Below are 25508 nucleotides of genomic sequence, written 5' to 3'. Positions count from 1 at the left end.
GCGGCCATGGACGTCAGGGACGACGCGATTCAGGCCCCCGCTCCCGTGGCCGACGCCCCGCCCGCCGTCGCCCGGCGGCTGCGGCTGATCACGGTCATCGCCACCTTCGGCGGGCTGCTGTTCGGCTACGACACCGGTGTCATCAACGGTGCCCTGCCCTCTATGAGCAAGGATCTCGGACTGACCGCGGTCACCGAGGGCATGGTCACCAGCTCGCTGCTGCTGGGCGCGGCACTCGGCGCGGTCGCCGGCGGCCGGATGTCGGACGCGCGCGGCAGGCGCCGTACGATCCTCGCCCTCGCGGTGCTGTTCTTCGTCGGCGCGCTCGGCGCCACGCTCGCCCCGGCCACCGCGGTCATGATCGTGGCCCGCTTCGTGCTGGGTCTCGCGGTCGGCGGTGCGTCGGTGACCGTGCCGGTGTACCTCGCGGAGATCTCCCCGGCCGAGCGGCGCGGCGCGCTGGTGACCCGTAATGAACTGATGATCGTCAGCGGGCAGTTGCTGGCATTCACGTCCAACGCGATCATCGCGAACGCCGGGAGCGAGTCGGGTGGCGTCTGGCGCTGGATGCTGGTCGTCGCCACCATCCCGGCGGTCGTGCTCTGGTTCGGCATGCTGGTGATGCCGGAGAGTCCGCGCTGGCTGGCGTCCGGGACCCGGTTCAACGAGGCCCTGGAGGTCCTCAAGCAGGTGCGGTCCGCGCAGCGGGCCGAGGCCGAGCTCGCCGAGGTGTCCGCGCTCGCCGTGAAGGAGGAGCAGGAGAAGCTCGGCGGCTGGCAGGACATGAAGTCCACGCCGTGGGTGCGCAAGCTGATGTTCATCGGCTTCGGCATCGCGATCGTGCAGCAGATCACCGGTGTCAACACGATCATGTACTACGGCACCCAGATCCTGACCGACGCCGGCTTCGCCGCCGACAGCGCGCTCACCGCGAACATCGCCAACGGTGTGATCTCGGTGCTGGCGACCTTCGTCGGCATCTGGCTGCTGGGCCGCGTCAACCGGCGTCCGATGCTGATGACCGGTCAGCTCGGTACGACGGCCGCGCTGTTGCTGATCGGCGTGTTCTCGCTGGTGCTGCCGTCCGGTGACGGCCGCGCGTACGCGGTGCTCGCCATGACCGTCACCTTCCTGGCCTTCCAGCAGGGTGCGATCTCGCCGGTGACCTGGCTGATGCTGTCGGAGATCTTCCCGATGCGGATGCGCGGTTTCGGCATGGGCGTCGCTGCCGTGGTGCTGTGGCTGACCGACTTCGTGATCGGACTGGTCTTCCCGTCGCTGGTCTCCGGTATCGGGATCTCCAACACCTTCTTCCTGTTCGTCGTGGCGGGCGTCTTCTCGCTCACCTTCGTCAAGCTCTACGTGCCCGAGACCAAGGGCCGCACCCTCGAAACCCTGGAAGCCGAGCTCCGGGCGCGCTTCTCCTGAACCTCAGTGAAGGACTGACCATGACCGTACGTGTAGGAGTCATCGGCGCCGGCTGGATCGGCAAGGAGCACATCCGGCGCCTCACCGACACCGTGACCGGGGCGCGGGTGACCGCGGTGACCGACATCGACGCCGGCCGTGCCGCCGACGCGGCGGCCCCGGTCGGTGCCCGGGTGCTGCCCGACGGCGCGGCAGTGGTCGCGGCCGACGATGTCGACGCGGTCCTCGTGACCTCCTGGGGTCCGACGCACGCCGAGCACGTCCTGAACGCGATCGCCGCCGGGAAGCCGGTGTTCTGCGAGAAGCCGCTCGCCACCACCGCCGAGGACTGTCTGAGGATCATCGAGGCGGAGCAGGCCCACGGCCGGCGCCTGGTCCAGGTCGGTTTCATGCGCCGCTACGACGCCGGCTACCGGCAGCTGAAGCAGGTCATCGACTCGGGCCGGATCGGTGCGCCGCTGATCGTGCACTGCGCCCACCGCAACCCGACCGTCCCCGAGTCCTACACCTCGGCGATGGCCGCGCTGGACACGGCGGTGCACGAGGTGGACGTCCTGCGCTGGCTGCTGGACGACGAGATCGTCTCCACCCAGGTGATCACACCGCGCGCCACGGGCAAGCGGTTCTCGCACCTCAAGGACCCGCAGATCATGCTGTTCGAGACCGCCAAGGGCGTCCGTGTCGACCTTGAGGTCTTCGTCAACTGCCAGTACGGCTACGACATCCAGTGCGAGGCCGTCGGCGAGGAGGGCCTGGTGCGGCTGCCGGACCCGGCCGCGGTCGGGGTACGTACCGCCGGATCGCACAGCACCGAGGTGCTCACGGACTGGGTGGGGCGCTTCCGGGACGCCTTCGACACCGAGTTCCGCGAGTGGATCGCGGGCCTGGCGGCCGGCGACGAGCCCACCGGTCCATCGGCCTGGGACGGCTACGCCGCCACCGTGATCACGGCCGCGACGGTCGACGCCCTGGAGTCCGGGCGCGTCGTCGCCACCGACCTCAAGCCCCGCCCCGCCTTCTACGGAGGTGCCGCGTGAAGATCGCCATCGACCCGTACATGTTCCGCGCCCTGCCGATCGACGACATGGTGCGTACGGTGGCCGAACTCGGCTACGAGTACGTCGAGTTGTCCCCCCGCGACGACTTCATGCCGTTCTTCCTGCACCCGCGGGCGGACGACGAGCGCGTGGCCGGGCTGAAGAACTCCCTGCGCCGGCACGGGGTGAAGCTGTCCTCGGTGCTGCCGCTGTACACGTGGTCGTCCCCGGACGAGGCCGAGCGGCAGGCGGCCGTCCGCTACTGGAAGCGAATGATCGAGATCACCGCGGAGCTCGAATGCCCGCTGATGAACTCGGAGTTCAACGGCCGTCCCGAGCGGGCCGCGGAGAGCGAGGCCGCGTTCTGGCGCTCGCTGGAGGAACTGGTGCCCCTGTTCGAGCGGGAGGGCATCGCGCTGAACCTGGAGGCGCACCCGGACGACTTCTGCGAGGAGAACACCCCCGCGGTCGACCTGGTCCGCGCGATCAACAAGCCGTGGGTGAACTACCTGTACTGCGCCCCGCACTCCTTCCATCTGTCCGGGGCCGGCCCGGCGGCGGACATCGCGGGGATGATGCGCTACGCCGGCGACAAGCTGAAGCACGTCCACATCGCGGACTCCTTCAACCACAAGGGTTCCAGCGGGCTGCGCTACATCCTCAACCCGCCCGGCACCCAGGCCCGCATCCACCAGCACCTGGACATCGGCCAGGGCGAGGTCGACTGGGAGGCCTTCTTCGGTACCCTACGGGAGCTGAATTTCGACGGCGTGGCCACGGCGTGCGTCTTCGCCTGGGAGGAGCGGGCCCGCGAGTCCTCGGCGTTCATGCTGGAGCGGATCACGAAGGAGCTGTCCGCCTAGCCGCTCCCGTGCCCTGCCCGGCGGCCCGCGCACCGAAGCGGGCCGCCGGGCGTTTCGCTGTCCACGGCGCAGCCAGGGCGCCATCACTCGTACGGGTGTACTGGTCCGGCTGTCCGTGGCATCCGGAGGGGTGCGTCGTTCGGCACTAGTGTGATGTTTGCCATGTAGGGCCATGATCGGAGGTGAACGGGCAACGTTCCCCTTCATGCCCCACGCCAATCCTCTGCGGCAGGTGATTCGATGACCACGGCGACGACCCGGACGCTCCGGACGACGCCGCACACCCCTGACGGCGAAGCGACCGCCAGGGACTCCCCGCGCGCCGCCAACACCTCACTGCCGTCCCTGACCGGACTGCGGTGGATGGCGGCGCTGCTGGTGTTCGGACTGCACGTGAACAACTTCGGTTACTTCGACGGCACCGCCGGCCGCCTGGTGTACTGGGGCTTCAGCTCCGGTGCAGTCGGAGTGTCGTTCTTCTTCGTGTTGTCCGGCTTTGTACTGACCTGGTCGGCGAGACCCCACGACCGGGCGCTCGGCTTCTGGCGGCGCCGCATCGCCAGAATCTATCCGCTGCACCTGGTGACCGTCGGCCTCGCGTTCCTGCTGGCGCTCACGCTGGAGCGCAACGCACAGCCGACGCCGACGCAGGCGGTGGCCAATGTGCTGCTGCTGCATTCCTGGTGGCGGCCCTGGTGGCAGACGCTCAACCCGGTGAGCTGGTCCCTGGCCTGCGAGGCCTTCTTCTACGCGTCCTTCCCGCTGCTGATCCTGCTGCTGCGCAGGCTCGGCGTGCGCGGATCGGTCGCACTGGGCGGGCTGTCGCTGGCGGCGATCGTGGTGATCTCGCGGGCGGACTCCCAGCACTGGTGGACGTACGCCCTGTACTCGTTCCCAGCTGCCCGGCTGCCCGAGTTCGTCCTCGGCGCGGTCACCGCGCGGCTGGTCCTGCTCGGCCGCTGGCGCGGACCCGGCCTGGAGGCCTCGCTCGCCCTGGCGATCATCGGCTATTTCCTGGTTCCGCAGGCCCCGCTCGGCTACTCCGCGACCATGTGCACGATCCTCGGCTTCACCCTGCTGATCCCGGCGGCGGCGAACGCGGACCTGAAGGGGCTGCCGTCGATGTGGCGCGGCCGGCGGATGGTACGGCTCGGAGAGCTGTCCTTCGCCTTCTACATGGTCCATCTGCTGGTGCTGCGCGCGGGGACGCACCTGCTCGGCATCAAGCCGCACTTCGGTGGCCTGGCGGGGACGGCCGTGACCGCGACCGTGTTCGCTCTCTCGCTCGCCCTGTCCTGGCTGCTCTACGAGAAGGTGGAGCTCCCGGCGAGACGTCTGCTGCTCCGCCGGCGCCGCCCGGCCGCCACGGCGGCCGCCCATCGCGAGGCCCAGGCCGCGACGAGAGACTGAGCAGCCGTGGGGAGGCTCCCGACCCGGTGCGGGAGCCGCCCCACGGCGGGCGTCACTCGTTGACGCACACGTTCCCGGCGGCCGGGTTCAGCAGGCCGACGAGGTTGATGCTGTTGCCGCAGACGTTGGCGTCGACATCGACCGGAATCTGGATGACATTGCCCGAGACGACGCCCGGGCTGTTGCCGGCCACACCGACGGGGTTGGGGTCGGCGGCGAAGGCGGTCGCCGAGCCTCCCGTGGCGAGGACACCCGCGAGCACGGCCGTTGTGGCGAAACTGCGAAGACGCATGATCTGCCTCACTGGTTGACGTTGGGGCGTATCCATCACACCCGCGCCCCGCGCCGTCCGCCTCTTCACGTACGCCGTTCGTGGGCCCGCACGGGTCCCCTTCAGAACCGCAGGCCGTGTCCCCGTGCCAGGACCAGGTACGGGTCGTGGCGCCGTTTGGCGTCCGCGAGAGCCTGCCAGCGGCTGCCGTAGTGGGCCCGCCAGTCGGTGTCCGACATGGGCAGGGCGTTGACCGGGTAGGCGACGGCGCCCTGGGATCGGGCGAGTTCATAGACCTTGCGGTTGGCGGCCACCATCGCCGCGGCCGTCTCCGGGCTGCCGGGCGGCGCCGTGCGCAGCAGGGCGAACAGATACAGGACGTCGCCGGGCGGGCGCTGGAAGAGAGGGGCGCGGAGCCGGGCGGACAGGAGCGGGTACAGCAGGACGAGACCGGTCTCGCGCAGATCGTCGAAGGCCGGGTCGGCGAGTACGGCGCGGACGAGGGGCTCGGCGCGGTCGTGCGGGAGGAGCAGGTTGAGCCACGGGTGCGGGTGCAGCCACTCCCCCGTCTCCGTGAGGACCTCTTCGTCCGTGTCCACGCGGTGTGCGAACTCGGCGTAGCTGAGGTCGGCGGTCTCCATGGCGGTGGGGTCGTGGGCGAGGCCGGTGAGCATGCGGGCGTCATCCGGCGGGAGTTGGCCGGTGTGCGGGGCCACGGCCTCGATCAGGTACGGCCGGCCGTCGTCGGCCGGGCGGGCCTGGCCCTCCAGATGGGCGAAGCGCCCTTCCTCTGCGAGCATCCGCTGGTCGGCCAGGAAACGGGTGAGGTCGGTGTAGGAGAGGCAGTAGCGGCGGACCCGGGCGGGTGCGGGGACCAGTCGCAGGGTGGCGGAGACGATCACGGCGCACTGGCCGAGCCCGGCGAGCACGGTGTGGAAGAGCTCCGGGGCCCGGTCGGGCGAGCAGAAGCGGTGCTCGCCGGCGCCGGTCACCACCTCCAGCTCCAGGACCTGGTCCGCGACCAGGCCGTGCCGGTGGCCGGCGCCGCCGAGCCCGCCCGCCGACAGCACGCCGCCGACGCTCGCGCCCAGGTAGTCGGTGAGGACGGGCGGTGTCAGTCCGTGCGGCAGGGTGGCGGCGAGCACGTCCCGCCACAACGCGCCTGCGGATACAGTTACTTGACTGTCCGTCACGGGCCCGACCGGCCGCATCCCGCGCAGGTCCACGACGATCCCGCCGTCCGCCTGCCCCTGGCCGTACATCGAGTGTCCGCCGCCGTGCACGCTCACCGGGATGCCCCGGGGCCCGGCGTACTCCAGCAGGCGCTGGATGTCGGCGACGGACCGTGGGCGCAGTACGGCGCGCGGCACAGCCCGGACGAGGTGCCCGAAGTCCTCCGTGATGTCGTGGAGGGCGTCCGGGCGGGTGTCCAGGGCCGGACCGAGGTGTGCGGCGAGGTCGTGGGCCGTCGTCATGCCGGAATCACATCAGACGGCGGGGCGCACGTCGAGACGGCCATCAACTCCCCTACGGCGTCTGATGCTTGACCAGTTCCAGCAGCGCGGCGTGGGTCTCCGGGTCGGCGGCCGCGATCAGCCCGCCCGCGCCGCTGAGCACGGGCTCGCCGTACAGGCCGGTCACCATGCAGCCCGCCGCCCGGCACAGCGCGATGCCGGCCGCGAAGTGCACGCTGTCGCGCAGGTCGCCGTCGGTGACGTAGGCGGCCCGGCGGCCGGCGGCAACCCAGGCCACGGCGAGGGTGCTGGAGATCACCCGGGGCCGGAACCGCTCCGCGAAGCCCGGGTCGGCCAGGAGGCCGACGGCCCGGAAGCCGGGCGCGTGGGGGAACGGGGGGTCGAGGTTGATGTCGACCAGGGCGGAACCGGCCGTCGGCATCAGCTGTTCGTCGGTGCCGTCGGCCGAGCGCACCCAGGCCGCGTCCCCGTCGGTCCAGAACACCTCGCCGCTGAACGGGTCGGCCGTGGCGGCGGCCGTGACCCGCGCGTCCTCCCGCAGGGCGACGTTCACGCCGGCGAGCATGGTCCGCACGGCGTAGTTGAGGGTGCCGCACAGCGGGTCGACGAGCCAGCGGCGCCGGGCGTCGGCGGCACCGGAGCGTCCGCTCTCCTCGCCGGTCACGGCATCGTCGGGGCGGGCGGCACGCAGCACGTCCAGGATGGCCCGCTCGGCGGCCAGGTCCGCCTCGGTCGCGAAGTCGCCGGCGGACTTGTCGTAGCGCGCGAGCCGGCCGCCGTAGAGGTCACGGACCACGGCGGCGCCCGCCTGGGCCGCGGTCAGCGCCAAGCGGGCGTCGGATCCCTTGCCGGATTCCCCGTTGATGATCGACATGGGCGCAGGATAGCCAGAAGTCCCGTGGTGCCTTGAGGGTTTGTGTGCCTCGGAGGTTCAGGCAGCGCTGAGAGACAGCGTCTGTTCCCCAGCGCTGCGGCCCCCGCCCACGGCACTCCCGCCACCGTCCGTCCACGTGCGCACCGGCGTTGTCTCGGCGAAGCGGCCGACCGTGCCGGAGAGGCCGAGCACGAGGCCGCTGTAGCGGTTGACCAGGCGGTAGCCGTGGCCGCCGGCGTTCGCGATCACGAACCACTGCTGTCCGACGGCCGACCGGCCGGTAGGTGCCCTGGTGACGGTGGGCCGGGCGCCCCAGGCACGGCCTGCCGTGGAGCCGGAGTCGACGCCGAGCAGCCGTCCGCTCACCGCATTGGCGATGGTGAAGGCGCCGTCGCCGGTCGGTGTGAAGACCCAGGTGTCGCGGCCAGATGCGGCGGGCCGGGCCAGCGAGGTGGTCGCGGAGCCGCCGGTCACCTGGGCGAGGAGCCGGCCCGTGCCGTTGGCGATGCGGTAGCGGCGGCTCGTGTCCATGGGGGCCGCGGGCCTGGCGGAGTCGACGGTGATGTCCACGTACTCTCCGGAGGCGTCGTGCGAGCAGCCGAAGGAGCAGTAGGAGCGGAAGGTCCTGCCGACGATCGTGGAGCTGGTGCGGTTGGCGCGGTCGAGGAACCAGCGGTACCAGGAGGCGTTGGTGTAACTGCCGGTGTCCCCGATGAGGTGCCACTTCTGCGTGGTCAGATCGTCCGTGGCGTAGAGGTACTGCGGTGAGGTGCCGCTCTGGTCGACGGCCTGCGGTGTGCCGATGTAGAGGCCGAGATAGGCGTCGTAGGTGATGTTCATGACGAACAGCGGCGAGGTCGGGGGCATCGTGCCGGCCGCGATCTGCTGGACGGCGGCGCCGGTGTGGGCGGGGTCGTACTCGGCGGAGGCGGGTGTGTACCCGGTGGGGTGCCCGGCGTCCACGGGGACGATGTCGCTCTCCTTGCCGCCGATGCCCGGCTGGGACCAGACGCCGTCGTACCACTTCTGCCAGGAGCCAGGAGCCATCTTGGCGGCGATCGGGGCGCGGGCGACATGCTCGTAGAACGCCTTCCAGCCGCCGCTCTTGTCGATGATCCGGGAGCCGTAATAGACGTAGAACCAGCCGGAGGCGGTGTCGGCGAAGAGGCGCTGGTCGCCGTCGCCGTAGGAGTACGTCTGGTTCGGGAAGGCCGTCGTGTCGCCGCGCTCGGTGCTGTACGGGGACGTGATCACATGGTCCTTGACGGTCCAGGTGTGGCCGCGGTCGGTCGAGACGGCGTAGTCGATGGCGTCGAAGTGCAGTCCGTCGCCGAAGGGCTGTGGGGTGAACTCGTTGTGCACCAGGCCGTACCAGTCACCGGTGTCGGGGTCGACCCACATCCCGGACAGGTCGCAGTAGTTCTTCTGGGCGTAGCCGGAACCGCTCGGCGCGTAGGTCGCCTCCCGGCCGGTGGGGCTGTTGTTGCAGCGCCAGGTCGTGTCGTCGTTGCGGTCGGCGGGGTTGGCCGGGTTCACCGCCTTGCTCAGGGTGTTGTCGAAGTTCGCGGAGTCGAAGTTCTTGCCGGTGTAGAAGTCCCAGGTGCGCGGGTCCTTGGCGCCGTACAGGGCGGCGGACTGCTGGTAGTGGAAGGTGCCGTCCCGGTCCAGGTAAGGGGTGGCGGGGGTGTCCGTGGGGTGGGTGAAGGGCACCGGGGTCCCCACGGTCACGCTGTAGGTCGCGTCGGCGGGCGCGGCGGCCGTCGCCGGGGATGCGAGGCCGCCGCCCAGGACCAGGGCGACGGCCGCGGCGACGGCGCCGCCCGCTCTGTTCAAGAGTCGCAACTGTGCTCCTTGTTGCCGAAGGGCCGGTTGCACGGAACGATCCGGCCCCGGCGGTTTCCCCGGCAATGGACTCCAGTGCTCCGCCTCTTGCACTTTCGCGAGCGTGACCGTCCGGTGGTACCGCTCAGGGCTCCTCGGACGGGGTGGCGGACAGCGGGCTGTCCCAGGCCAGTTGGCGCAGCAGCGCCGCGTCCGGGTCGGCGGGTCGTGCCACGACCGGGCCCGGGCGGGCCTGGTTGTGTCCGGCGCGCGAAATGCCGCCGCTGACGGTGATGTTGTGCTCCACGCGCGGGCGGCGGTGCGCCTCGTAGGCGGCGAACGCGGCGGGCAGGCCGGGCAGATCGCGCAGCGCCTTGGCGAGCACGACGGCGTCCTCCAGTGCCATCGAGGCACCCTGGCCGGTCGCCGGGGAGGCGGCGTGGGCCGCGTCGCCGACGAGCAGCACGCGTCCGGTGTGCCATACGACGCCGAGCGGCAGTTCGGTGGCGTTGGTGACCAGGACGGAGCCGGCGGAGGCGGCGGCGATGCCGGCGGCCGGTGAGGAGTCCTTGCGCAGCAGCGGCAGCAGTTCCTCGCGCCAGGCGACCTCGTGCGCGGTTCCGTCGGCGGGCAGCGCGTCCGTGTTCACCCGGGCGAACCAGTACGTCTCCCCCGCCGGTGACACCGCGTACCCGAACGTGGTCTCACTGCCCCGGACGAAGGTGATGGCGCCGGTCGGGTCCGCGACGGCAGCGCTGCCGGTGTAGCCGTAGAAGATTCGCTGCCCCGAGTATCCGGGCCGGACCCCGGGGGTGAGAATCTCGCGCACCGTGGAGTTGAGCCCGTCGGCGCCGACTAGGAGATCCGCCTCGGCCGTGGTCCCGTCGGAGAAGTGCGCGGTGACGCCGTCCGAGCCCTCGGTCACACCGGTCAGGCGCACGCCGTGGCGCAGCGGGACACCGCGCCGGGCCGCCTCCCGCTGCAGGGCCGTGTTCAGCTCGCCGCGGCGCAGGCAGCGGTAGTGCATGTCGGGGTCGGCCACCTCACCGAGCGGCGCGTGCGCCTGCTCGATGCCCTGGCTGTCCAGCAGCCGCAGCGACGTCAGCGGAAAGCCGATGGCCGTCACCGCGTCCGTGGCGTCGAGCTGCGCCAGGGCGTGCATGCCGTTGGTCGCCAGGGTCAGAAACGCGCCGATGTCCGCCGCCGTGTCGGGGTGTGCCTCGTACACGGTGACGTCGTACCCCGCCTTGCACAGCCCGAGCGCGGCCGCGGTCCCCGCGATTCCGCCCCCGATGACCAGTACCTTCGTCACATCCGTCCCGCTCAAGTGCCGCTCCCCGTGCCGACAGTGGTGGTCACCATCTAAGGGCAGAGCCGGTGCGGCGGGGGCGGGAACGGCTGAGATCCGGACAGGCTCGGGGTGATGAGACGGAGGGGCGCGTCGGCGATCTCCGCGCCGGTGAATGCGGTGCATCGGGCCTGCCGCTCCGCCGCGTGCGCGTCGCACCTCCGCCGCCGCGCGTCGCATCCGCGTGGCACGTCGTGAGGCGCTGTGCACACACGGTGCCCGGGTGCGCCCCCGTGATGACGGGTTTTTGACGGGGAATTGGGTACGTCCCGGCCATGCGGTTGAGCGTGGTGGATGCGGGGTCGAACACGGTCCGACTGGTGATCGCGGATGTGGAGGGGGGTGTTCCGCTGCCGGTGCACACCGTGAAGTGGAAGCTGCGCCTGTCCGAACACGTCGGTCCGGACGGCGCCATCGCCGACGAGGCGGTGGAGTCCCTGGTGCAGGCGGTGGCCGCGGCGGGGGCGACCGCCCGGCGCTGGCATGCGACGGGGCCGCTGGCCTTCGCGACCGCGGTGGTGCGCGGCGCCCCGAACCGGCAGGAGGTGCTGCGGCGGGTGGCCGCCGGGACCGGGATCCGGATGTGCACCCTGCCCGGGGAGACGGAGGCCGAGCTGACCTTCCTCGCGGCACGGCGCTGGCTCGGCTGGCACGCGGGCCCCCTGGCGGTGCTGGACATCGGCGGCGGCTCCCTGGAGGCGGCCTTCGGCCGGGGCCGCCTGCCCGACTTCGCCGCCTCCCTCCCGCTCGGCGCCCGGCGGCTGACCCAGGAGCATCTCGGGCTGCAGGATCCGCCGGGACCGGAAGAGCTGAAGGAGCTGCGGCGCCGGATCCGGCACGATCTGCGGGACGTGGCCGCGCGGATCCGCTGGGAGGCGCCGCGCACGGCCGCCGTGAGCTCCCGTACGTTCCAGCAGCTGGCCCGGCTGTGCGGGGCGGCGCCCGGACGCTACGGCCCGTTCGTGCGGCGGGAGATGCGCTGCGAGGACCTCGGCGAGGCGGTGCGCAGGCTCGCCGCGCTGCCCTGCGCCGAGCGTGCCCTGCTGCCGGGCATCTCCGCGCCGCGCGCCGAGCAGAGCCTGGCCGGGGCGGTCGTGGGGCACACGGCACTGAAGCTCATGGGGCTGCGCCGGGTCGTCGTCCTGCCCTGGGCGATCCGCGAGGGCGTGCTGCTGCGCTACCTGGAGGACGGCGCCGACTGGTGGACGGAGGTCACCGGGCGCGCGGAGGCTGCGGGGCCGGCCACGGGGACGACCCTGCGCATCGCGGGACCGTCGGCGTAGCCGGGGCTCGCACACGTCCTCGGCGGCGCCCGGCGCGCCCGAAAATCGCCCCATCTATAGCGATCTTGACAAATCGTGGGTACGCATGCCCGTATGTCATCACGTCGATCGCGATCGGGAACGACTCGGCTGGCGGCCCTCGTTGCCGCGGCGGCGCTGATCCTGGCGGGCTGCGGGAGCGGCGGCACATCCCGCTCCGGGGACGGGCGCCAGCGACTGACCGTGGCGGCGCTGCCGCTCACCGACTCGGCCGCCCTCTATCTCGCGCGGGACCGGGGGCTGTTCGCCGAAGAGGGCCTGGACGTGCGCATCCAGCCCGTGCAGCAGAGCATCCAGGCGCTGCCCGCACTGCTCAAGGGCCAGGTGGACGTGATCGCGAGCGCGAACTACGTCACCTATCTCCAGGCGTACGAGAAGGGCACCCTGGACCTGCGCATCCTCGCCGAGGGCGTCCGGATCGCCCCGCACATGATGGACGTCCTCGTACCCAAGGACTCAGGCCTTTCGTCGCCCAGGGACCTGGCGGGCAGGAAGGTCGCCGTCGCCGTCCTCAACAACATCCAGTCCCTCACCCTGAACGCGATCCTCGACGCCCAGGGCGCCGGACGGCCCGTCTACCGGCAGATCCTGTTCCCGCAGATGGGCCCGGCACTGGAGAAGGGCCAGGTGGACGCCGTCCACGCGGTCGAGCCCTTCGACTCCGCGATCCAGGGCGAGTTGGGCGCGCGGGTGCTGCTGGACGGCGGCTCGGGGCCGGCACGGGGCCTGCCCGCCAGCGGGTACGTCACCACGCGGGACTTCGTGCGGAAGAACCCGAAGGCCGCCGCGGGCTTCCGGCGGGCGATCGAAGCGGCCTCGCAGCTCGCCACCGACGATCCGGGCGCGGTGCGCACCGAGCTGCCGAGGTACACCAAGGTGACCGCGGACCAGGCCACGTCGCTCCATCTGCCCGTCTATCCGGCGACCGCCGATCCGTCCGGGCTGCGCCGGCTCATCCACCTCATGCGTCAGCAGGGGTTGTTGACGAAGGACGTCGATCCGGCACCGCTTCTGGCCACATGACGCGACGTCAGGACCGGCTGTTCGGCCTGGTCGGTGCTGCGGCCGCCTTCGGGGTGTGTGAGGCGCTCTCCCGGGCCGGGATCGTACGGCGCAGCTATCTGCCACCCGCCTCCGACGTCCTCGCCCGCGCCGTGGAGCTGGCGGGCGACCGGGCCTTCCTCGACGGGATCGGGGTGACCCTGCGGGCGTGGGCGCTGGGGCTGGGCCTCGCCTGTGCGATCGCCGTGCCGCTGGGGCTGCTGCTGGGCGCGGTGCCGGTGGTGGAGGGCGCCGTACGCGCGGTCGTGGAGTTCCTGCGGCCGTTGCCCTCGGTCGCGCTGATCCCGCTGGTGTCGCTGCTGCTCGGGTCGGGCACGCAGACCGAGGTGACGCTGATCGCGTACGCCTCGCTCTGGCCGGTGCTGTTCAACACCGTCTACGGCCTCGGCGAGACCGATCCGTCGGCCAAGGACACCCTGCGTGCCTTCGGCTTCGGCCGGCTCGCGGTGCTGTGGCGGGTGGAGCTGCCGGGCACCGCCCCGTTCATCGCCGCGGGCGTACGGATCTCCGCCGGGGTCGCCCTGATCCTGGCCGTCGCCACCGAGATCCTCTCCGGTTTCGGGCAGGGCCTCGGCATCTTCATCGCCCAGGCCGAGACCGCCACGGACGGCACCCGGGACGTGCTGGCCGGGGTGGTGTGGGCCGGCTGTCTCGGCCTCGTCGTCAACGGCGTACTCGTGGCCGCGGAACGGCGGTTGTTCGCCTGGGCGCGGGAACGGCGTGGCCCGGAAGGGCAGTTCACGCAGGAGGGCACCCGGAGGACCGCCGTCCCCTTCCTGCTGCGCTGGTCGGTGCTGCTCGGCGCCGTCGGCTGCTGGCAGGTGGCGGCCCGCGCGCGGCACAGTGTCTATTTCCCGCCGCCGTTGCGGATCGTCCGGCACGCCCGTGACCTGTGGTTCTCGGGGCCGGCCCGGCGTCTGTTCCTCACCCCGGCCGCCGACGACACGATCCTGCCCAGCCTCGGCCGGATGGCGGCCGGGTTCGCGCTCGCCGCCCTGGCCGGGATCGCCCTCGGGGTCGCGGTGGGCCGCTCACGGCGGGCGTACGCGCTGTGCGATCCGGTGCTGCAGTTCGCGCGGGCCGTGCCGCCGCCCGCGCTGGTGCCGGTGTTCGTCGTCGTCTTCGACTTCGGTACGCCGATGCAGGTGGCGTCGATCGCGTTCAGTGCCGTCTGGCCGGTGCTGATCAACTCGGCCGAGGGCGCCCGCGCCACCGATCCGCTGCGGCTGGAGGTGGCGTCGGTGCTGGGGCTGACGGCACCGGAGCGGCTGTGGTTCCTGATCCTGCCCTCGGCGCTGCCCCGGATCTTCGCGGGGCTGCGGCTCAGTCTGTCGCTGTCCCTGATCCTGATGGTGTTCTCGGAGCTGCTGCCGGGCAGCGCCGACGGCATCGGCTTCACCCTCACCGACGCCCAGACCCGCTCCGACCTGCTCACCGTGTGGGCGGCGCTGCTGCTGCTCGGTGCGCTCGGCTTTCTCCTCAACAGCGGTCTGCTGGCGGTCGAGAGACGGCTCGTCGGCCCGAGGACATGAGGGAGGACGGCATGACGAGGACCACGGTCCGCGAGGCGGTCGTACGGTTCCTGCGGGACACCGGCATGACCTGTGTCTTCGGCAATCCGGGCTCCACGGAACTGCGGATGTTCCGTGACTGGCCGGACGACTTCACCTATGTGCTCGGCCTCCAGGAGTCCATCGCCGTCGCCATGGCGGCCGGACATGCGTTGGGCACCCGGCAGGCAGCGTTCGTCAGTCTGCACTCGGCCGGCGGGGTGGGGCACGCGCTGGGCGCGGTGTTCAACGCCTATCGGGATCGGGTGCCGCTGGTGATCGTGGCGGGTCAGCAGGCGCGGTCGCTGATCCAGGTGCGGCCGTTCCTGGGTGCCGACGAACCGGCCCTCTTCCCGCGCCCGTACGTGAAGTCCGCCCGTCAGCCGGAGCGGGCCGAGGACGTGCCGGCCGTGCTGGCCGAGGCGTACCGGACCGCGATGACCCACCCGCGCGGACCGGTGTTCGTGTCCGTGCCCGAGGACGACTGGGACCGGCCCGCCGAGCCCGTCCCGCCCCGCACCGTGCACACGGCGTTCACGGCCGCCCCGGACGCCCTCGCCGCGCTCGCCGCCCGGCTGGACTCCTGCGCCCGCCCGGCGCTGGTGGTCGGCCCGGGGGTGGACGACGAGGACGCGCTGGAGGAGGTCCGGGCGCTGGCCGAGCGGCTCCGGGCGGGGGTGTGGATCAGCCCGCTCTCCGGCCGCTCCGGGTTCCCGGAGTCGCATCCGCTGTTCCAGGGCTTTCTCCCGCCGGTCGCCCGCCCACTGGCCGCGCGCCTGGCCCCGTACGACGTGGTGGTCGCCCTCGGCACACCGGTGTTCACCTATCACGTGCCGGACGACGGCCCGCCGCTCGCGCCCGGCACCGAGCTGTTCCACCTGGACTGCGACGCCGTCCAGGCCGCCTGGCTGCCCGTCGGCACCAGCATCGTCACCACCCTGCGCCCCGCCCTGACCCGGCTCGCGGAACTGCTGAAGACGTCCGACCGGGAACCCCCGCCACCCCGGCCGGACCCCGCCCCTGCCGGCGCCGCGGCGCACATCACCCCGGAGTTCTTCTTCGACCTGCTGCGGGCCCGGCTCCCGCGCGACCGGGTGCTCGTCGAGGAGGCGCCCAGCCACCGGGACGCGCTGCACGCGCGCGTGCCCGTCGACGCCGGCGGCGGCTTTCTCACCACCGGCAGCGGCGCGCTCGGCTGGGGTCTGCCGCTCGCGGTCGGCCGGGCCCTCGCCGACCGGCGCCGGGTGGTGTGCGTGGTCGGCGACGGCTCGGCGCTGTACTCGGTGCAAGCGCTGTGGAGCGCGGCCCGGCACGCGGTCCCGGTCACGTACGTCCTGCTGGACAACGGCGGGTACGCGGCCGTCCGCGCGCTCGGCCGCCGCATCGGCGTCGCACCCGTCCCCGGCACGGACATCACCGGCGTCGACTTCGCGTCCCTCGCGGAGTCCTTCGGCTGCCCGGCCGCCCGCGCCGAGGACCCCCGCGAACTGCCGGCCGCCCTGGACCACGCCCTGGGCCGGGGCGACGACGCGGGCCCCTTCCTGCTGCACGTGCGGGTCAGCGGGAGCACGGGCACCTTGTACGAGCCGTGGGCCGGGTGAGGGGATGCTGCGCCTCGACTCCGTCAGCCGGCACTTCGGCGACCAGCACGTCCTGGACGGCATCAGCCTCACCGTGCCCGACGGCCAACTCCTGTGTGTCGTCGGGCCGTCCGGCTGTGGCAAGTCCACCCTGCTGCGCACCGTCGCCGGGCTGCTGCCCGCGCAGGAGGGCACGGTCACGGTCGACGGCACCCCGGTGACCGGGGTCCCCGGCCGGCTCGCGGTCGTCTTCCAGGAGTACGGCCGCTCGCTGCTGCCCTGGCTCACCGTCCGCGACAACGTGGCGCTGCCGCTGCGCCGCCTCGGTCTCGGCCGGGCCGCGCGCCGGGCCGCCGCCGAGGAGATCCTCGACCGCGTGGGCCTCGCCGGGGCCGGGCGGCGCCGCCCTCCCGAGCTGTCGGGCGGGATGCAGCAGCGCGTCGCCATCGCCCGCGCCCTGGTCTGTCGGCCCTCGCTGCTGCTCATGGACGAGCCGTTCGGCTCCCTCGACGCCCGCACCCGCGAGGATCTGGAGGATCTGCTGCTGGAGGTGCACCGGGCCGACGGCACGACCATCGTGTTCGTCACGCACGACATCGACGAGAGCGTGTACGTCGGTGACCGTGTCGTCGTCCTCTCCCCCGGCCCCGGCTCCCGTGTCGTACGGGACCTGCCGATCGCCCTGCCGGCCGATCGCGACCAGATCGGGACACGGAGCCTGCCGGCGTTCGTCGCGCTGCGCACGGAGGTGGGGCGGGCGGTCCGGGGCGATGCGCCGAAGGGGTGACCCCCGGGCCCACGAGGAACATGGGCCCACGGGATCACCCCTTCCCGTTCACCGAAGGCTCAGCGCAGGTCGCACAGCTTCACGGTGTAGATCCCGCGGCCGTGCGTGGCGGCGTACAGCGTGCTGCCGTCCGGGCTCGTCCTGAGCTGGAGGACGGCGACGGCGGGCAGGCTGCCGATCCGCTGCCAGGTGGTGCGGCCCGGTGCGCGGTAGACCACGCCCAGGTCGGTCGCGACGGCGAGGCCGCCGTCCGGCGTCAGCAGCACGGAGTTGGTGGGCACGTCGGGCAGGTCGGCCGAGATGTCCTTCCAGGTCGTGCCGCCGTCGGTGGACTCGAAGACATGGCCGACACCGGCGCCCGGTCCCTCGGTCCAGTGCCGGGAGAAGCCGTTGACGGCGAGGAACACGTGGTCGGCGTTGTGCGGGTCGACGGCGAAGCCGCTGAGGTACCGGTTGGGCACGGTCCCGTCGACGGGCAGGCTGATGTCGTGCCAGCCGGTGCCGTCCGCGTTGCCCACGGCGATGCCCCGGGCGAAGCCCTGGTTGTTGCAGGGGCCGCACCAGGCGGCGTAGATCTTGCCCCCGGAGGCGGCGACGGCGGTGGCGGCCCGGCCGGCGCCGAGGTCGTGGACGCTGGTCCACTCGGAGCCGCTGCGGATGGCGTAGCCGTGGGTCTGGACCCAGATGTGGCGGCCGCCGGCGATCCAGGTGTTGCCGTCCTTCAGGTCGGCCGCGAGCGGGGCGATGAAGCGGGCCTCGCTGGTGGCGTTGTCGGCCGGGGCGACCGAGTACGAGGTGGCCTTCGTTGCATCGGTGGACCAACTGCCGTTGTTCACGGCGCAGTTCTGGGTGACCTGGACGGCGAGGTAGACGTACTCCTGGGCGATGTCGCACCCGTTGGCGGGATCGGTGAGCGTGTCGCCGCCGTCACCGCCGAAGTTGGAGCCCATGACGGTGTCGTGGCCGCGCAGGATGGACTGGCCGTTGTCCTGGAGGCCGCCGGTGACGGACAGCCCGCCGTGGTCGAGGTCCTTGCCGATGCCGACCGAGTAGTACTGGAGGGTGTCGATCGTGCCGTCGTTGAGGGAGGTCCAGTCGGTGGCGTGGCCGGAGGCGTCCTGGGCGCCGTCGACCGGGCGCTTGTAGATGCCGCCGTCGTTGCCGACGTACACGAAGCTCTGGCCGTGATAGCTGCCGATGGCGACGCCGTGCTGGTCGGAGTGGGTGGTCTGGCTGCAGGAGCCGGTCTGCCGGGAGGGGTCGATGCTCCAGCAGGAGAAGGGGAAGTTCCAGTACGGTCCGACGGTCGACCAGCTGGTGCCGCCGTTCTTGGTCTCGTAGACCTCTTCGAGGCCGGCGTACACGTGCTGCGGATCGTTCGGGTCCACGGCGAGGAACTGGTTGTACCAGGCCTGCACGCCCGGCATGTAACCGGCGGTCGTCAGCGCCGAGTTGTCGGCGGCCAGGCCCTTGTAGTCGGCGATCTTCGTCCAGGGCCCGGCCGGGGAGCCGGACTTCGAGACGTAGATGCCCTCCAGGCCACTGTCCGGGTTGGTGCTCAGCTGCTCCGGCGACTGGTCGATGGCGTAGTAGCGGGAGCCGTCGGCGGAGCGGGCGAAGGTGACGTTGCCGACGTTGCCCGCGTCGGCCGGGAGATCACCGAGGCCGCTGCTGATCCGGGTCCAGGCGCCGTTGACCTGGGTGTAGAAGCCGTTGTAGTCGTCGCCGCTGCGCCAGCCGACGGCGAGGACGACCTTGGTCGGGTCCTTGGGGTCGATCGCGATGTCGTTGGCGATGTTCTTGTACGGCGCGGAGGGGTCGTTCGCCTTCGAACCGCCGGGCAGATAGTCGGGGTTGGGCGCGTACTCCAGCTTCCAGGGGCCGTCCAGGTCCTTGGTGGAGTGGCTCCACACGCCCTTGCTGGTGGCTGCCCAGACCTTGTCCCCGCCGAAACGCAGCTCGTGGATGGTGGTGCTCTCCAGCTCGTCACCACCGACCCGGCGGCGCGGGGAGAAGGTGCCGTGGTGGGGGTGGTCCAGGACGTAGACGCCGCTGCCGAGGTAGGCGTCGGCGTTGGTGGTGGCCTCGCCGGTGCCCAGCCAGAGCCGGCCCGTGCCGTCGAGGGCGAGGGCGCCGGTGGACTGTGCGGGCAGCCGGTCGCTGATGGGCTGCCAGTGGCCGCCTCCGGTGCGCGAGCGCCAGACGCCGCCGCCCGCGCTGCCCGCGTAGACATAGCCGTCGTCGTCGGCGGCCACCGCGGCCATCCGGCCGGTGACGTTGCCGGATCCGCCGCTGGAGTTGGAGTCGACGTCGCGGTAGCGCGGGTCGTCGGAGTTGTACGGCAGGTCGGTGATATTGCGCCAACTTCCGCCGGTGTCACGGAGGTTGGCGAGGTCGTGCCAGGCGGCGCCGTACGCGCCCGGAGCGACGACACCGGGCGAGGTGCGCGCCTCGGCGTACTGGTCCGCGCCCTCGGCGATCTCGTCCGCCTCGTTGCCGCCGCCCCCGTCCCCCGCCTCGTGCGGCTTCATGGCACCCACCGACTGCTCGCGCTCCTTGGCCAGGTGGCCGAGGGCGCGGACACCGAAGGGACTCGGCGAGCGCCCGGAGGCGGCGGACGGGGGGATCGCCACGAGTGCGGCGGACGCGGTGAGCGCGCAGAGGGCGAACCACCGTCTTCTGTGGGTGGGTACGGACACCATGGGCCTCCTGAGGGCATCGACACGGCCGACGCAGGAGACCCGATCACGCGGACACGGAAACGTCCGCCGCTTGGCCAAATTTTGACGAGCGCCTGTCAGTAACTACCGTTCCGGCACGCGATTCTTTCGCCGGACCGGGGCGGCCGCAACGCCCTCCGTGCGGAACCGGCCCACCGCCTTGAGGAGTTGATCGGCCGGGTCCCGCAGTCCGGGATGGGCCAGCACCGTGTTGCGCAGCCCGCGCACCGGTCTGCGCCACAGCCGCTGGGCCAGGGCCACCGGATGGGCACGTGCGGCGAAGCCCTCGGCGACCCGCAGCTCGCGGGTCTTCAGCCAGTCCTTGTACTCCTTGTCGCCCCGCCCCAGGTCGACCAGGGTCACCCCGGCCCGGGCCGCCGCCTCGGCCGTCCGCAGGTGCATCATCAACCCCGGTGAGTAGTAGTGGAGTTCGGGGTCGTACGCGGTGAACCAGGCCGCCAGCACCGTACTCGACCGGGGTCCGAAGTGGGCCGCCACCGGCCGGTCGCCCGCGTACAGCACGGACAGCACGCCGGTGAAGTGCTCCTCGCGGACGCGGAAGAGATGGTCGACAAGGCCCACGATCCAGGGCCGGGAGAAGCGGTCCATGCGGCCGGTCCTGCGGTACTGCGCGGACTTCCAGTGCATCAGGGTGCGCAGCAGCTCCGGGTCGCGCTCGTCGAACTCGAACCGCACCTCGCCGATGTCCCGGCCGAGCCGCCGCTCCTTCTTCAGCGTCGTCTTGGCCAGCCCCGGGTAGGTGGCCCGCAGCCACTCCGGGTAGCCGCCGTCGCCGGGTTTCACATCGATCACCGGAGAGGCGAAGGTACCGGTGACATGTGGCGCGAACGGGCGCTGCTCCTGGACGAGATGGTCGAACTCGAAGATGCTGAGCCCGCAGGCGCGCAGCAGTTCCTCCGCGTTCCAGGTGACCCCGGGCCGGTGCACGAGGGCCTGGCAGTCGGACAGTCCGAGCCCGATGGCTCGGCCCGTGCCCAGCGGCCCGCGTTCGTACGGGAAGAAGCCGGCCGGCATCCCGCCCTCGCGCAGCACGGCCACCCGTGCCCCGCTCCGGAAGAGGCCGACACCGGCTGCGAACTCCGGTGCCAGAAAGGGATTGGCGTACTCGGGCGACTCGTCCATCGCGCGATGCCAGGCGGCCCGCAGCTCGGGCGTCAGCTCGCCGGGTCTGTGGATGGTGATCTCCACGACGGATCGTGGAGCACGGCTGATGGATCGCATGCGCGACCGCTCCCCCCATGACGCGCCGGGCGCGTCCTGCCATTCGTAACCGATGACTGCATCCCCACCGTGTGCGACTGCTCAAACGGCGCGAAACAGTACGCACACCCTCAAGGGTGCCTCAGGCGACGGAGGGTCCGCCATGGGTCTGCGGACATCGGTCAGGAGTCCACCCCGGCACTCAGGTCCTGCGTGCCGATCACCGAGAGCAGTTCCAGCTGCGCGTGTCCCTCGGTGCCGGGCGGGGCGCTGAACCACAGCAGCCGCTGGCGGCCGTCCTCGCTGAACAGGTTGTGGCAGTCCAGCTCGATGACGCCGAGCGAAGGGTGGACGATGCGCTTGTGGTCGGTGCGGCGCAGGGCCACCTCCCGCTGTTCCCACAGCTCGGCGAACTCCGCGCTGCGCCGGCGCAGTGCCGCCACCATCCGGGTCACGTCGGCGTCCTTCGCGCGCCGGGCGGCGACGGCCTGGAGGTCGGCGGTGAAGACGCGGGAGTGGTGCGGGTGGTCCTCGGCCGGATACAGGCCGCGGGCGGCGGGGTCGGTGAACCAGCGGTACACGAAACCCCGTTCGGGCCCGCGTCCGGTCGGCATCGCGCCGAGCAGTGCCACGGCGAGCGGGTTCTGCGCGAGGGGCTCGTGCAGATCGGTGATGACCTGGGCCGGGGTCGTGGTCAGCCGGTCCAGCAGGCCGAGCAGGGCGGGCTGGACGAGTGTGGCGGGGCCGCTCGCGGTGGGCGCCAGCGGGCGGTCGGCGAGATGGAAGAGGTGGTCGCGTTCGTCGCCGCTCAGCCTCAGGGCACGGGCGAGGGCGGCCAGGACCTGCGCGGAGGGCTGGGCGCCCCGGCCGCGCTCCAGCTCCGTGTAGTAGTCGGCCGACAGTCCGGCCAGCTGGGCGACCTCCTCGCGGCGCAGGCCCGGCACCCGGCGGCGGGGTCCCGCGGGCAGGCCGATGTCGGCGGGGCGGACCCGGTCACGCCGGGACTTGAGGAAGGCGGCCAGCTCTGCGTGGTTCACGCCCTCCATGGTCGTGCCCACCGCCCCGCGTATCCAGGGGTTGCCGGCCCCAGGGTGAGCGCAGCCGTGGCTGCCCCGGGCACGGCGGCCGAGAGTGGAGCCGGCCGCCGGGGCGCCACGCCCCGGCGGCGGCCGACCGCACACCGCACCGCCATGGGAGTCCTCATGTCCGCCGTAGCGACCACGACCCGACCGCCACCTCCTCGGACGTCGACCTCCCCGACCGCCGCCCCTTCGTCGCCCCGGGTCGCCGTCGTCACCGGGGGCTCGCGCGGCATCGGCCGGACGACGGTGGCCCGGCTCGCCGCCGACGGCTGTGCCGTGGTGGTCGGGTACGCCGGTACCCCCGCCGCCACCGGACGACGGCCTGCTCACCACCGGAAGTTCCTTCTGACACACCGTCGACCAAGGAGAGACACGATGCCGTTCGCGAATTTCAAGGTGCCCGCCGGAAGCCTGGACGAGCAGCAGAAGGAGCTGATCGTCACCCGCGTCACCGAGCTGTACGTCGAGATCTACGGAGAGCGGGCCCGCGCCGCCACGATGGTCCTGGTGGAGGAAGTCGCCGACGGCGGCTGGGGCATCGGGGGCGGCGTGCTGACCCTGGCCAGACTCCGGGAGCCGGCACTGGATTGACGAGCGACGATCTGCGCGACGACCGGGACCGGCTGGTCGGCCGGACGACGCAGACCCAGATCGCGCTCCGGAAGAACACCGTCCGAGACGACCCACGAAGAACCAGCCGCGCAGGCCGGCCCCCCGTCCACGGGGGGGGCCGGCCTTCGTCATGTCCGCCCCGCGTTCCGCACCCGTGCTCTTGACATGAACCTGCGCCACCCCTGAGGCTTCGTGCTTGAAATTGCTCGATTGAAGCTTGTTTCAAGCGTTTCCGAGCACCATCCGTAAGAACAGTCAGTCCGCAGTGCTGCGAGGGGAGCTGTTCCGCCGTGCAAAGACCGCGAAGACTGCGACACCGTGTGCCCCGGCCGGCCTGGGTACCGCTGGGGCTGGCGACCGCCCTGGCGGCGACCGTGCTCGCCGGCCCGGCGCCCGCCCGGGCCGCCGCCACCGCCTCCGGCGCCGTGCTCGACACCGCCCACAGCAGCGTCAGCTGGCAGAGCCCGGTCTACGCCCGGGGCACCGCCGGCGGCACCGAGAGCTGCCCGGACGCCGCCGCCGACCCCGACAACAAGGTCTGCGACCGCTTCGACCTGACCGTCTCGGTGCCGGCCGGCTACTGGGACGACAACCCCGAGGGCGGCGTCCCGCTGTCGATCACGTGGGCGAAGCCCTCCGACGACTTCGACCTGTACGTCTACGACGACCAGGGCAAGCAGGTGGCGTCCAGCGCGGGCACCGCCGACCCCGAGGCCACGGTGATCCCGCGGGCGTCGGGGACGTACCACGTGCTGGTCGTCCCGTACGACGTGCACGACACCTCCTTCACAGGCACCGCGTATCTGCCCGCCACCGCCGACGCCGGTGATCTCACGTCCTTCTCCGGCGGCGCCGGCAGCTACACCGTCGGTGCCGGACAACTGACCGCACGTGTCGACTTCCTGACGGGCGGCGGGCTCCGGCTCCAGGCCGACCCCTCCGGCTCGCTCAGCGACCCCGCCGGCACCGCGATCGTGCGCCGGGAGCCCGCCCTCGATCGGCACACCTCGTCCTTCGACGCGGGCGACTACTACGGCATCCGCTCCCCGCAGGCCGTGCTGCGCGTGTACAAGAAGCCGCTGCGCCTCGGCCTGTACCGGCCCGGCAACCGCACCCGCATCTGGCAGGAGGACAAGCCGCTGCGGTGGTCGACCAGCGGGATGCGGCAGAGTCTGGTGCGGGGCGCGGACGAGCAGTTCTTCGGCGGCGGCGAGCAGAACGGCAGCTTCTCGCACCGCGGGCAGACGATGTACGTGGCCAACAGCTTCGACTGGAACGAGGGCGGCTACAACAACTCCCAGCCGTTCTACCTCTCCAGCGCGGGCTACGGCGTCTTCCGCAACACCTTCGCGCCCGGTGTGTACACCTTCGGCTCGCCGGTGACCACGGGCCAGCAGGAACGGCGGCTGGACGCCTACTACTTCCTCGGCGACGCCAAGCAAGTGATCGGCGCATACACGGCGTTGGTGGGCAAGCCGTTCATGCCTCCCGTGTACGGCCTCGAACCGGGCGACTCCGACTGCTACCTGCACAACGCCAACCGGGGCGAGCGGCACACCCTGGACGCGCTGAAGATCGCCGACGGGTACACGCAGCACCAGATGCCGCTGGGCTGGATGCTGGTCAACGACGGCTACGGCTGCGGGTACGAGAACCTGGAGCAGACCGCGCAGGGCCTGCAGGACCGTCACGCCCAGCTCGGGCTGTGGACCCAGGACGGCATCGGCAAGCTCGCCGACCAGGTCAAGGCGGGCCAGCGGGTGGCCAAGCTGGACGTGGCCTGGGTCGGCAACGGCTACAAGTTCGCCCTCGACGCGTGCGACGCGGCGAAGAAGGGGATCGAGGACAACAGCGACGCGCGCGGCTTCGTGTGGCTGCCGGTGTCCTGGGCGGGCGCCCAGCGCTGCGGGGTGCTGTGGAGCGGCGACCAGAAGCTGTCCTGGGACTACATCCGCTGGCAGATCCCGGCCTACGCCGGGGCGACGCTGTCCGGTATCGCCTACAACACCGGCGACGTGGGCAGCATCTACCGCCACGACGCGAAGATGTACACGCGTGACCTCCAGTGGAAGGCGTTCCTGCCGGCCATCATGACCATGGACGGCTGGGCCACCGATCTCACCGCCAAGAAGCCCGCCGACCAGCAGCCCTGGCTGGACGGTGAGCCGTACACCTCGATCAACCGCACGTACCTCCAGCTGAAGGAACGGCTGCTGCCGTACATGTACACACTGTCCGCCGAGGCCGCGAAGACCGGGGTGGGCGCGGTGCGTCCGCTGTGGCTGGAGTACCCGGACGACCCGGGCACCCTGTCCGATCAGGCGAAGTACGAGTTCCTGTCCGGGCCCGACTTCCTCGTCGCCCCGGTCTACCAGGACTCCGACACCCGCGACGGCATCTATCTGCCGAAGGGCACCTGGACCGACTACTGGACCGGCCGCACCTACCAGGGACCGACCACGGTCAACGGCTATCACGCCCCGCTCGACACCCTGCCGCTGTTCGTGCGCGAGGGAGCGATCGTGCCCATGTGGCCGAAGGGGACGACGAGTTGGCAGACCCGGGACACCCACGAGCTGGACTGGGACCTGTATCCGGCGGCCCACGGCACGAGCCGCTACATTCTGTACGAGGACGACGGCGTGACCCGTGACTTCGCCAAGGGGGCCACCGCCACCCAGCAGGTGTCCCTGCACACCGACGGCCACGGAACGGCCGTCTCGGTGGGCGCGAGCCGTGGCGCGTACACCGGCAAAGTGGACGCCCGCTCGTACCGGTTCACCGTGCACGGCGCCGCGGCGCCGACAGGCGTCCTGCTCGACGGTCGCCAACTGCCTGCCTCCGCCTGGTCGTTCGACCCGGCCACACAGGTGACGACGATCACCACGCCGAGCCTGCCGCTCGACCGCGGGTTCTCGGTGCGGCTGGTCGACGGCAGGTAAAGCAATCGTATGGTCTAGTCCAAAGTGAGCGCTGGTCTAGTCCAACTTATTGACGTGACCGCAACAGCTCCCGGAGGGTGGGGCTCCCGCATCGGGACACTCC

Annotated in this window: 19 protein-coding genes and 1 pseudogene; 12 read left to right on the top strand and 8 right to left on the bottom strand. The window is 71.8% G+C overall.

All coding sequences use genetic code 11. From position 1 onward, the window contains the following. Nucleotides 1-6 precede the first annotated feature (6 nt). The 4 genes from LE548_RS17160 to LE548_RS17145 all read left to right on the top strand — a co-directional run bounded on the left by LE548_RS17160 (nt 7) and on the right by LE548_RS17145 (nt 4738). Nucleotides 7-1428, top strand: coding sequence for a sugar porter family MFS transporter (locus LE548_RS17160; protein WP_225097719.1), 1422 nt, complete (start codon nt 7-9; stop codon nt 1426-1428). A 20-nt stretch (nt 1429-1448) separates the two neighbouring features. Continuing rightward, nucleotides 1449-2465, top strand: coding sequence for a Gfo/Idh/MocA family oxidoreductase (locus LE548_RS17155; RefSeq protein ID WP_225097718.1), 1017 nt, complete (start codon nt 1449-1451; stop codon nt 2463-2465). Further along, a complete protein-coding gene (locus LE548_RS17150) occupies nt 2462-3328 on the top strand; it encodes a sugar phosphate isomerase/epimerase (RefSeq protein ID WP_225097717.1) in 867 nt (288 codons plus the stop codon). The genes LE548_RS17155 and LE548_RS17150 overlap by 4 nt, the downstream gene beginning before the upstream one ends. A gap of 240 nt (nt 3329-3568) precedes the next feature. Further along, a complete protein-coding gene (locus LE548_RS17145) occupies nt 3569-4738 on the top strand; it encodes an acyltransferase (protein ID WP_225097716.1) in 1170 nt (389 codons plus the stop codon). Nucleotides 4739-4790: 52 nt separating this feature from the next. On the opposite strand, the gene LE548_RS17140 is transcribed toward LE548_RS17145, so the two are convergent. From LE548_RS17140 to LE548_RS17120, 5 genes are all read right to left on the bottom strand, one after another. After that, on the bottom strand, nt 4791-5030 hold the full coding sequence (locus LE548_RS17140) for a chaplin (RefSeq protein ID WP_225097715.1): 240 nt from the start codon (nt 5028-5030) through the stop codon (nt 4791-4793). A gap of 101 nt (nt 5031-5131) precedes the next feature. Beyond that, nucleotides 5132-6484 (bottom strand): FAD-binding protein, encoded by a 1353-nt coding sequence (locus LE548_RS17135; RefSeq protein ID WP_225097714.1) that lies wholly within the window; start codon nt 6482-6484, stop codon nt 5132-5134. 52 nt (nt 6485-6536) lie between these two features. After that, nucleotides 6537-7358 (bottom strand): inositol monophosphatase family protein, encoded by an 822-nt coding sequence (locus LE548_RS17130; protein WP_225097713.1) that lies wholly within the window; start codon nt 7356-7358, stop codon nt 6537-6539. 57 nt (nt 7359-7415) lie between these two features. Then, nucleotides 7416-9200, bottom strand: a complete 1785-nt coding sequence (locus LE548_RS17125) for an RICIN domain-containing protein (protein WP_225097712.1) — start codon at nt 9198-9200, stop codon at nt 7416-7418. A 124-nt stretch (nt 9201-9324) separates the two neighbouring features. Then, on the bottom strand, nt 9325-10506 hold the full coding sequence (locus LE548_RS17120; protein WP_225097711.1) for an NAD(P)/FAD-dependent oxidoreductase: 1182 nt from the start codon (nt 10504-10506) through the stop codon (nt 9325-9327). A 296-nt stretch (nt 10507-10802) separates the two neighbouring features. Here LE548_RS17120 and LE548_RS17115 point away from each other — a divergent pair, with 296 nt between their 5' ends. From LE548_RS17115 to LE548_RS17095, 5 genes are all read left to right on the top strand, one after another. After that, the gene (locus LE548_RS17115; protein WP_225097710.1) at nt 10803-11810 is read left to right on the top strand and encodes a Ppx/GppA family phosphatase; all 1008 of its coding nucleotides are present in this window, start codon (nt 10803-10805) and stop codon (nt 11808-11810) included. Between the two features lie 93 nt (nt 11811-11903). Beyond that, nucleotides 11904-12872 (top strand): ABC transporter substrate-binding protein, encoded by a 969-nt coding sequence (locus LE548_RS17110; protein WP_225097709.1) that lies wholly within the window; start codon nt 11904-11906, stop codon nt 12870-12872. Next, entirely contained in the window at nt 12869-14443 is a 1575-nt protein-coding gene (locus tag LE548_RS17105) for an ABC transporter permease (protein WP_225097708.1), read from the top strand. The genes LE548_RS17110 and LE548_RS17105 overlap by 4 nt, the downstream gene beginning before the upstream one ends. 11 nt (nt 14444-14454) lie before the next feature. Continuing rightward, nucleotides 14455-16062 (top strand): benzoylformate decarboxylase, encoded by a 1608-nt coding sequence (mdlC, locus tag LE548_RS17100; protein ID WP_225097707.1) that lies wholly within the window; start codon nt 14455-14457, stop codon nt 16060-16062. 4 nt (nt 16063-16066) lie between these two features. Next, entirely contained in the window at nt 16067-16828 is a 762-nt protein-coding gene (locus LE548_RS17095; protein WP_225097706.1) for an ABC transporter ATP-binding protein, read from the top strand. A gap of 59 nt (nt 16829-16887) precedes the next feature. Here LE548_RS17095 and LE548_RS17090 read toward each other — a convergent pair whose 3' ends face one another. The 3 genes from LE548_RS17090 to LE548_RS17080 form a co-directional block, all read right to left on the bottom strand. Further along, nucleotides 16888-19527 carry a glycosyl hydrolase gene (locus LE548_RS17090; RefSeq protein ID WP_225097789.1) on the bottom strand — a complete coding sequence of 880 codons (2640 nt, stop codon included), beginning with the start codon at nt 19525-19527 and terminating at the stop codon, nt 16888-16890. Between the two features lie 105 nt (nt 19528-19632). After that, nucleotides 19633-20790, bottom strand: coding sequence for a GNAT family N-acetyltransferase (locus tag LE548_RS17085; RefSeq protein ID WP_225097705.1), 1158 nt, complete (start codon nt 20788-20790; stop codon nt 19633-19635). A 161-nt stretch (nt 20791-20951) separates the two neighbouring features. Next, a complete protein-coding gene (locus LE548_RS17080) occupies nt 20952-21806 on the bottom strand; it encodes a helix-turn-helix transcriptional regulator (RefSeq protein WP_225097704.1) in 855 nt (284 codons plus the stop codon). A gap of 165 nt (nt 21807-21971) precedes the next feature. Here LE548_RS17080 and LE548_RS17075 point away from each other — a divergent pair. The 3 genes and pseudogenes from LE548_RS17075 to LE548_RS17065 form a co-directional block, all read left to right on the top strand. Further along, a pseudogene (locus tag LE548_RS17075) lies at nt 21972-22148 on the top strand (3-ketoacyl-ACP reductase); the annotation flags it as partial. Between the two features lie 78 nt (nt 22149-22226). Beyond that, nucleotides 22227-22442: a tautomerase family protein gene (locus LE548_RS17070; RefSeq protein WP_225097788.1), complete on the top strand. Its 216-nt coding sequence runs from the start codon at nt 22227-22229 to the stop codon at nt 22440-22442. Nucleotides 22443-23233: 791 nt separating this feature from the next. Continuing rightward, complete coding sequence (locus LE548_RS17065) at nt 23234-25405, top strand: TIM-barrel domain-containing protein (protein WP_374116114.1); 2172 nt, start codon at nt 23234-23236, stop codon at nt 25403-25405. Nucleotides 25406-25508 lie beyond the last annotated feature (103 nt).

The sequence above is a fragment of the Streptomyces sp. CoH27 genome (assembly GCF_020181035.1).
Classification (GTDB): domain Bacteria; phylum Actinomycetota; class Actinomycetes; order Streptomycetales; family Streptomycetaceae; genus Streptomyces; species Streptomyces camelliae.
This window is presented reverse-complemented; position numbering and strand designations above follow the sequence as displayed.

Coding starts and splice junctions, on each gene's coding strand:
- LE548_RS17160 (WP_225097719.1), top strand. CDS start 7: ATGGACGTCAGGGACGACGCGATTCAGGCCCCCGCTCCCGTGGCCGAC.
- LE548_RS17155 (WP_225097718.1), top strand. CDS start 1,449: ATGACCGTACGTGTAGGAGTCATCGGCGCCGGCTGGATCGGCAAGGAG.
- LE548_RS17145 (WP_225097716.1), top strand. CDS start 3,569: ATGACCACGGCGACGACCCGGACGCTCCGGACGACGCCGCACACCCCT.
- LE548_RS17140 (WP_225097715.1), bottom strand. CDS start 5,030: ATGCGTCTTCGCAGTTTCGCCACAACGGCCGTGCTCGCGGGTGTCCTC.
- LE548_RS17135 (WP_225097714.1), bottom strand. CDS start 6,484: ATGACGACGGCCCACGACCTCGCCGCACACCTCGGTCCGGCCCTGGAC.
- LE548_RS17130 (WP_225097713.1), bottom strand. CDS start 7,358: ATGTCGATCATCAACGGGGAATCCGGCAAGGGATCCGACGCCCGCTTG.
- LE548_RS17115 (WP_225097710.1), top strand. CDS start 10,803: ATGCGGTTGAGCGTGGTGGATGCGGGGTCGAACACGGTCCGACTGGTG.
- LE548_RS17110 (WP_225097709.1), top strand. CDS start 11,904: ATGTCATCACGTCGATCGCGATCGGGAACGACTCGGCTGGCGGCCCTC.
- LE548_RS17105 (WP_225097708.1), top strand. CDS start 12,869: ATGACGCGACGTCAGGACCGGCTGTTCGGCCTGGTCGGTGCTGCGGCC.
- mdlC (WP_225097707.1), top strand. CDS start 14,455: ATGACGAGGACCACGGTCCGCGAGGCGGTCGTACGGTTCCTGCGGGAC.
- LE548_RS17095 (WP_225097706.1), top strand. CDS start 16,067: ATGCTGCGCCTCGACTCCGTCAGCCGGCACTTCGGCGACCAGCACGTC.
- LE548_RS17085 (WP_225097705.1), bottom strand. CDS start 20,790: ATGCGATCCATCAGCCGTGCTCCACGATCCGTCGTGGAGATCACCATC.
- LE548_RS17070 (WP_225097788.1), top strand. CDS start 22,227: ATGCCGTTCGCGAATTTCAAGGTGCCCGCCGGAAGCCTGGACGAGCAG.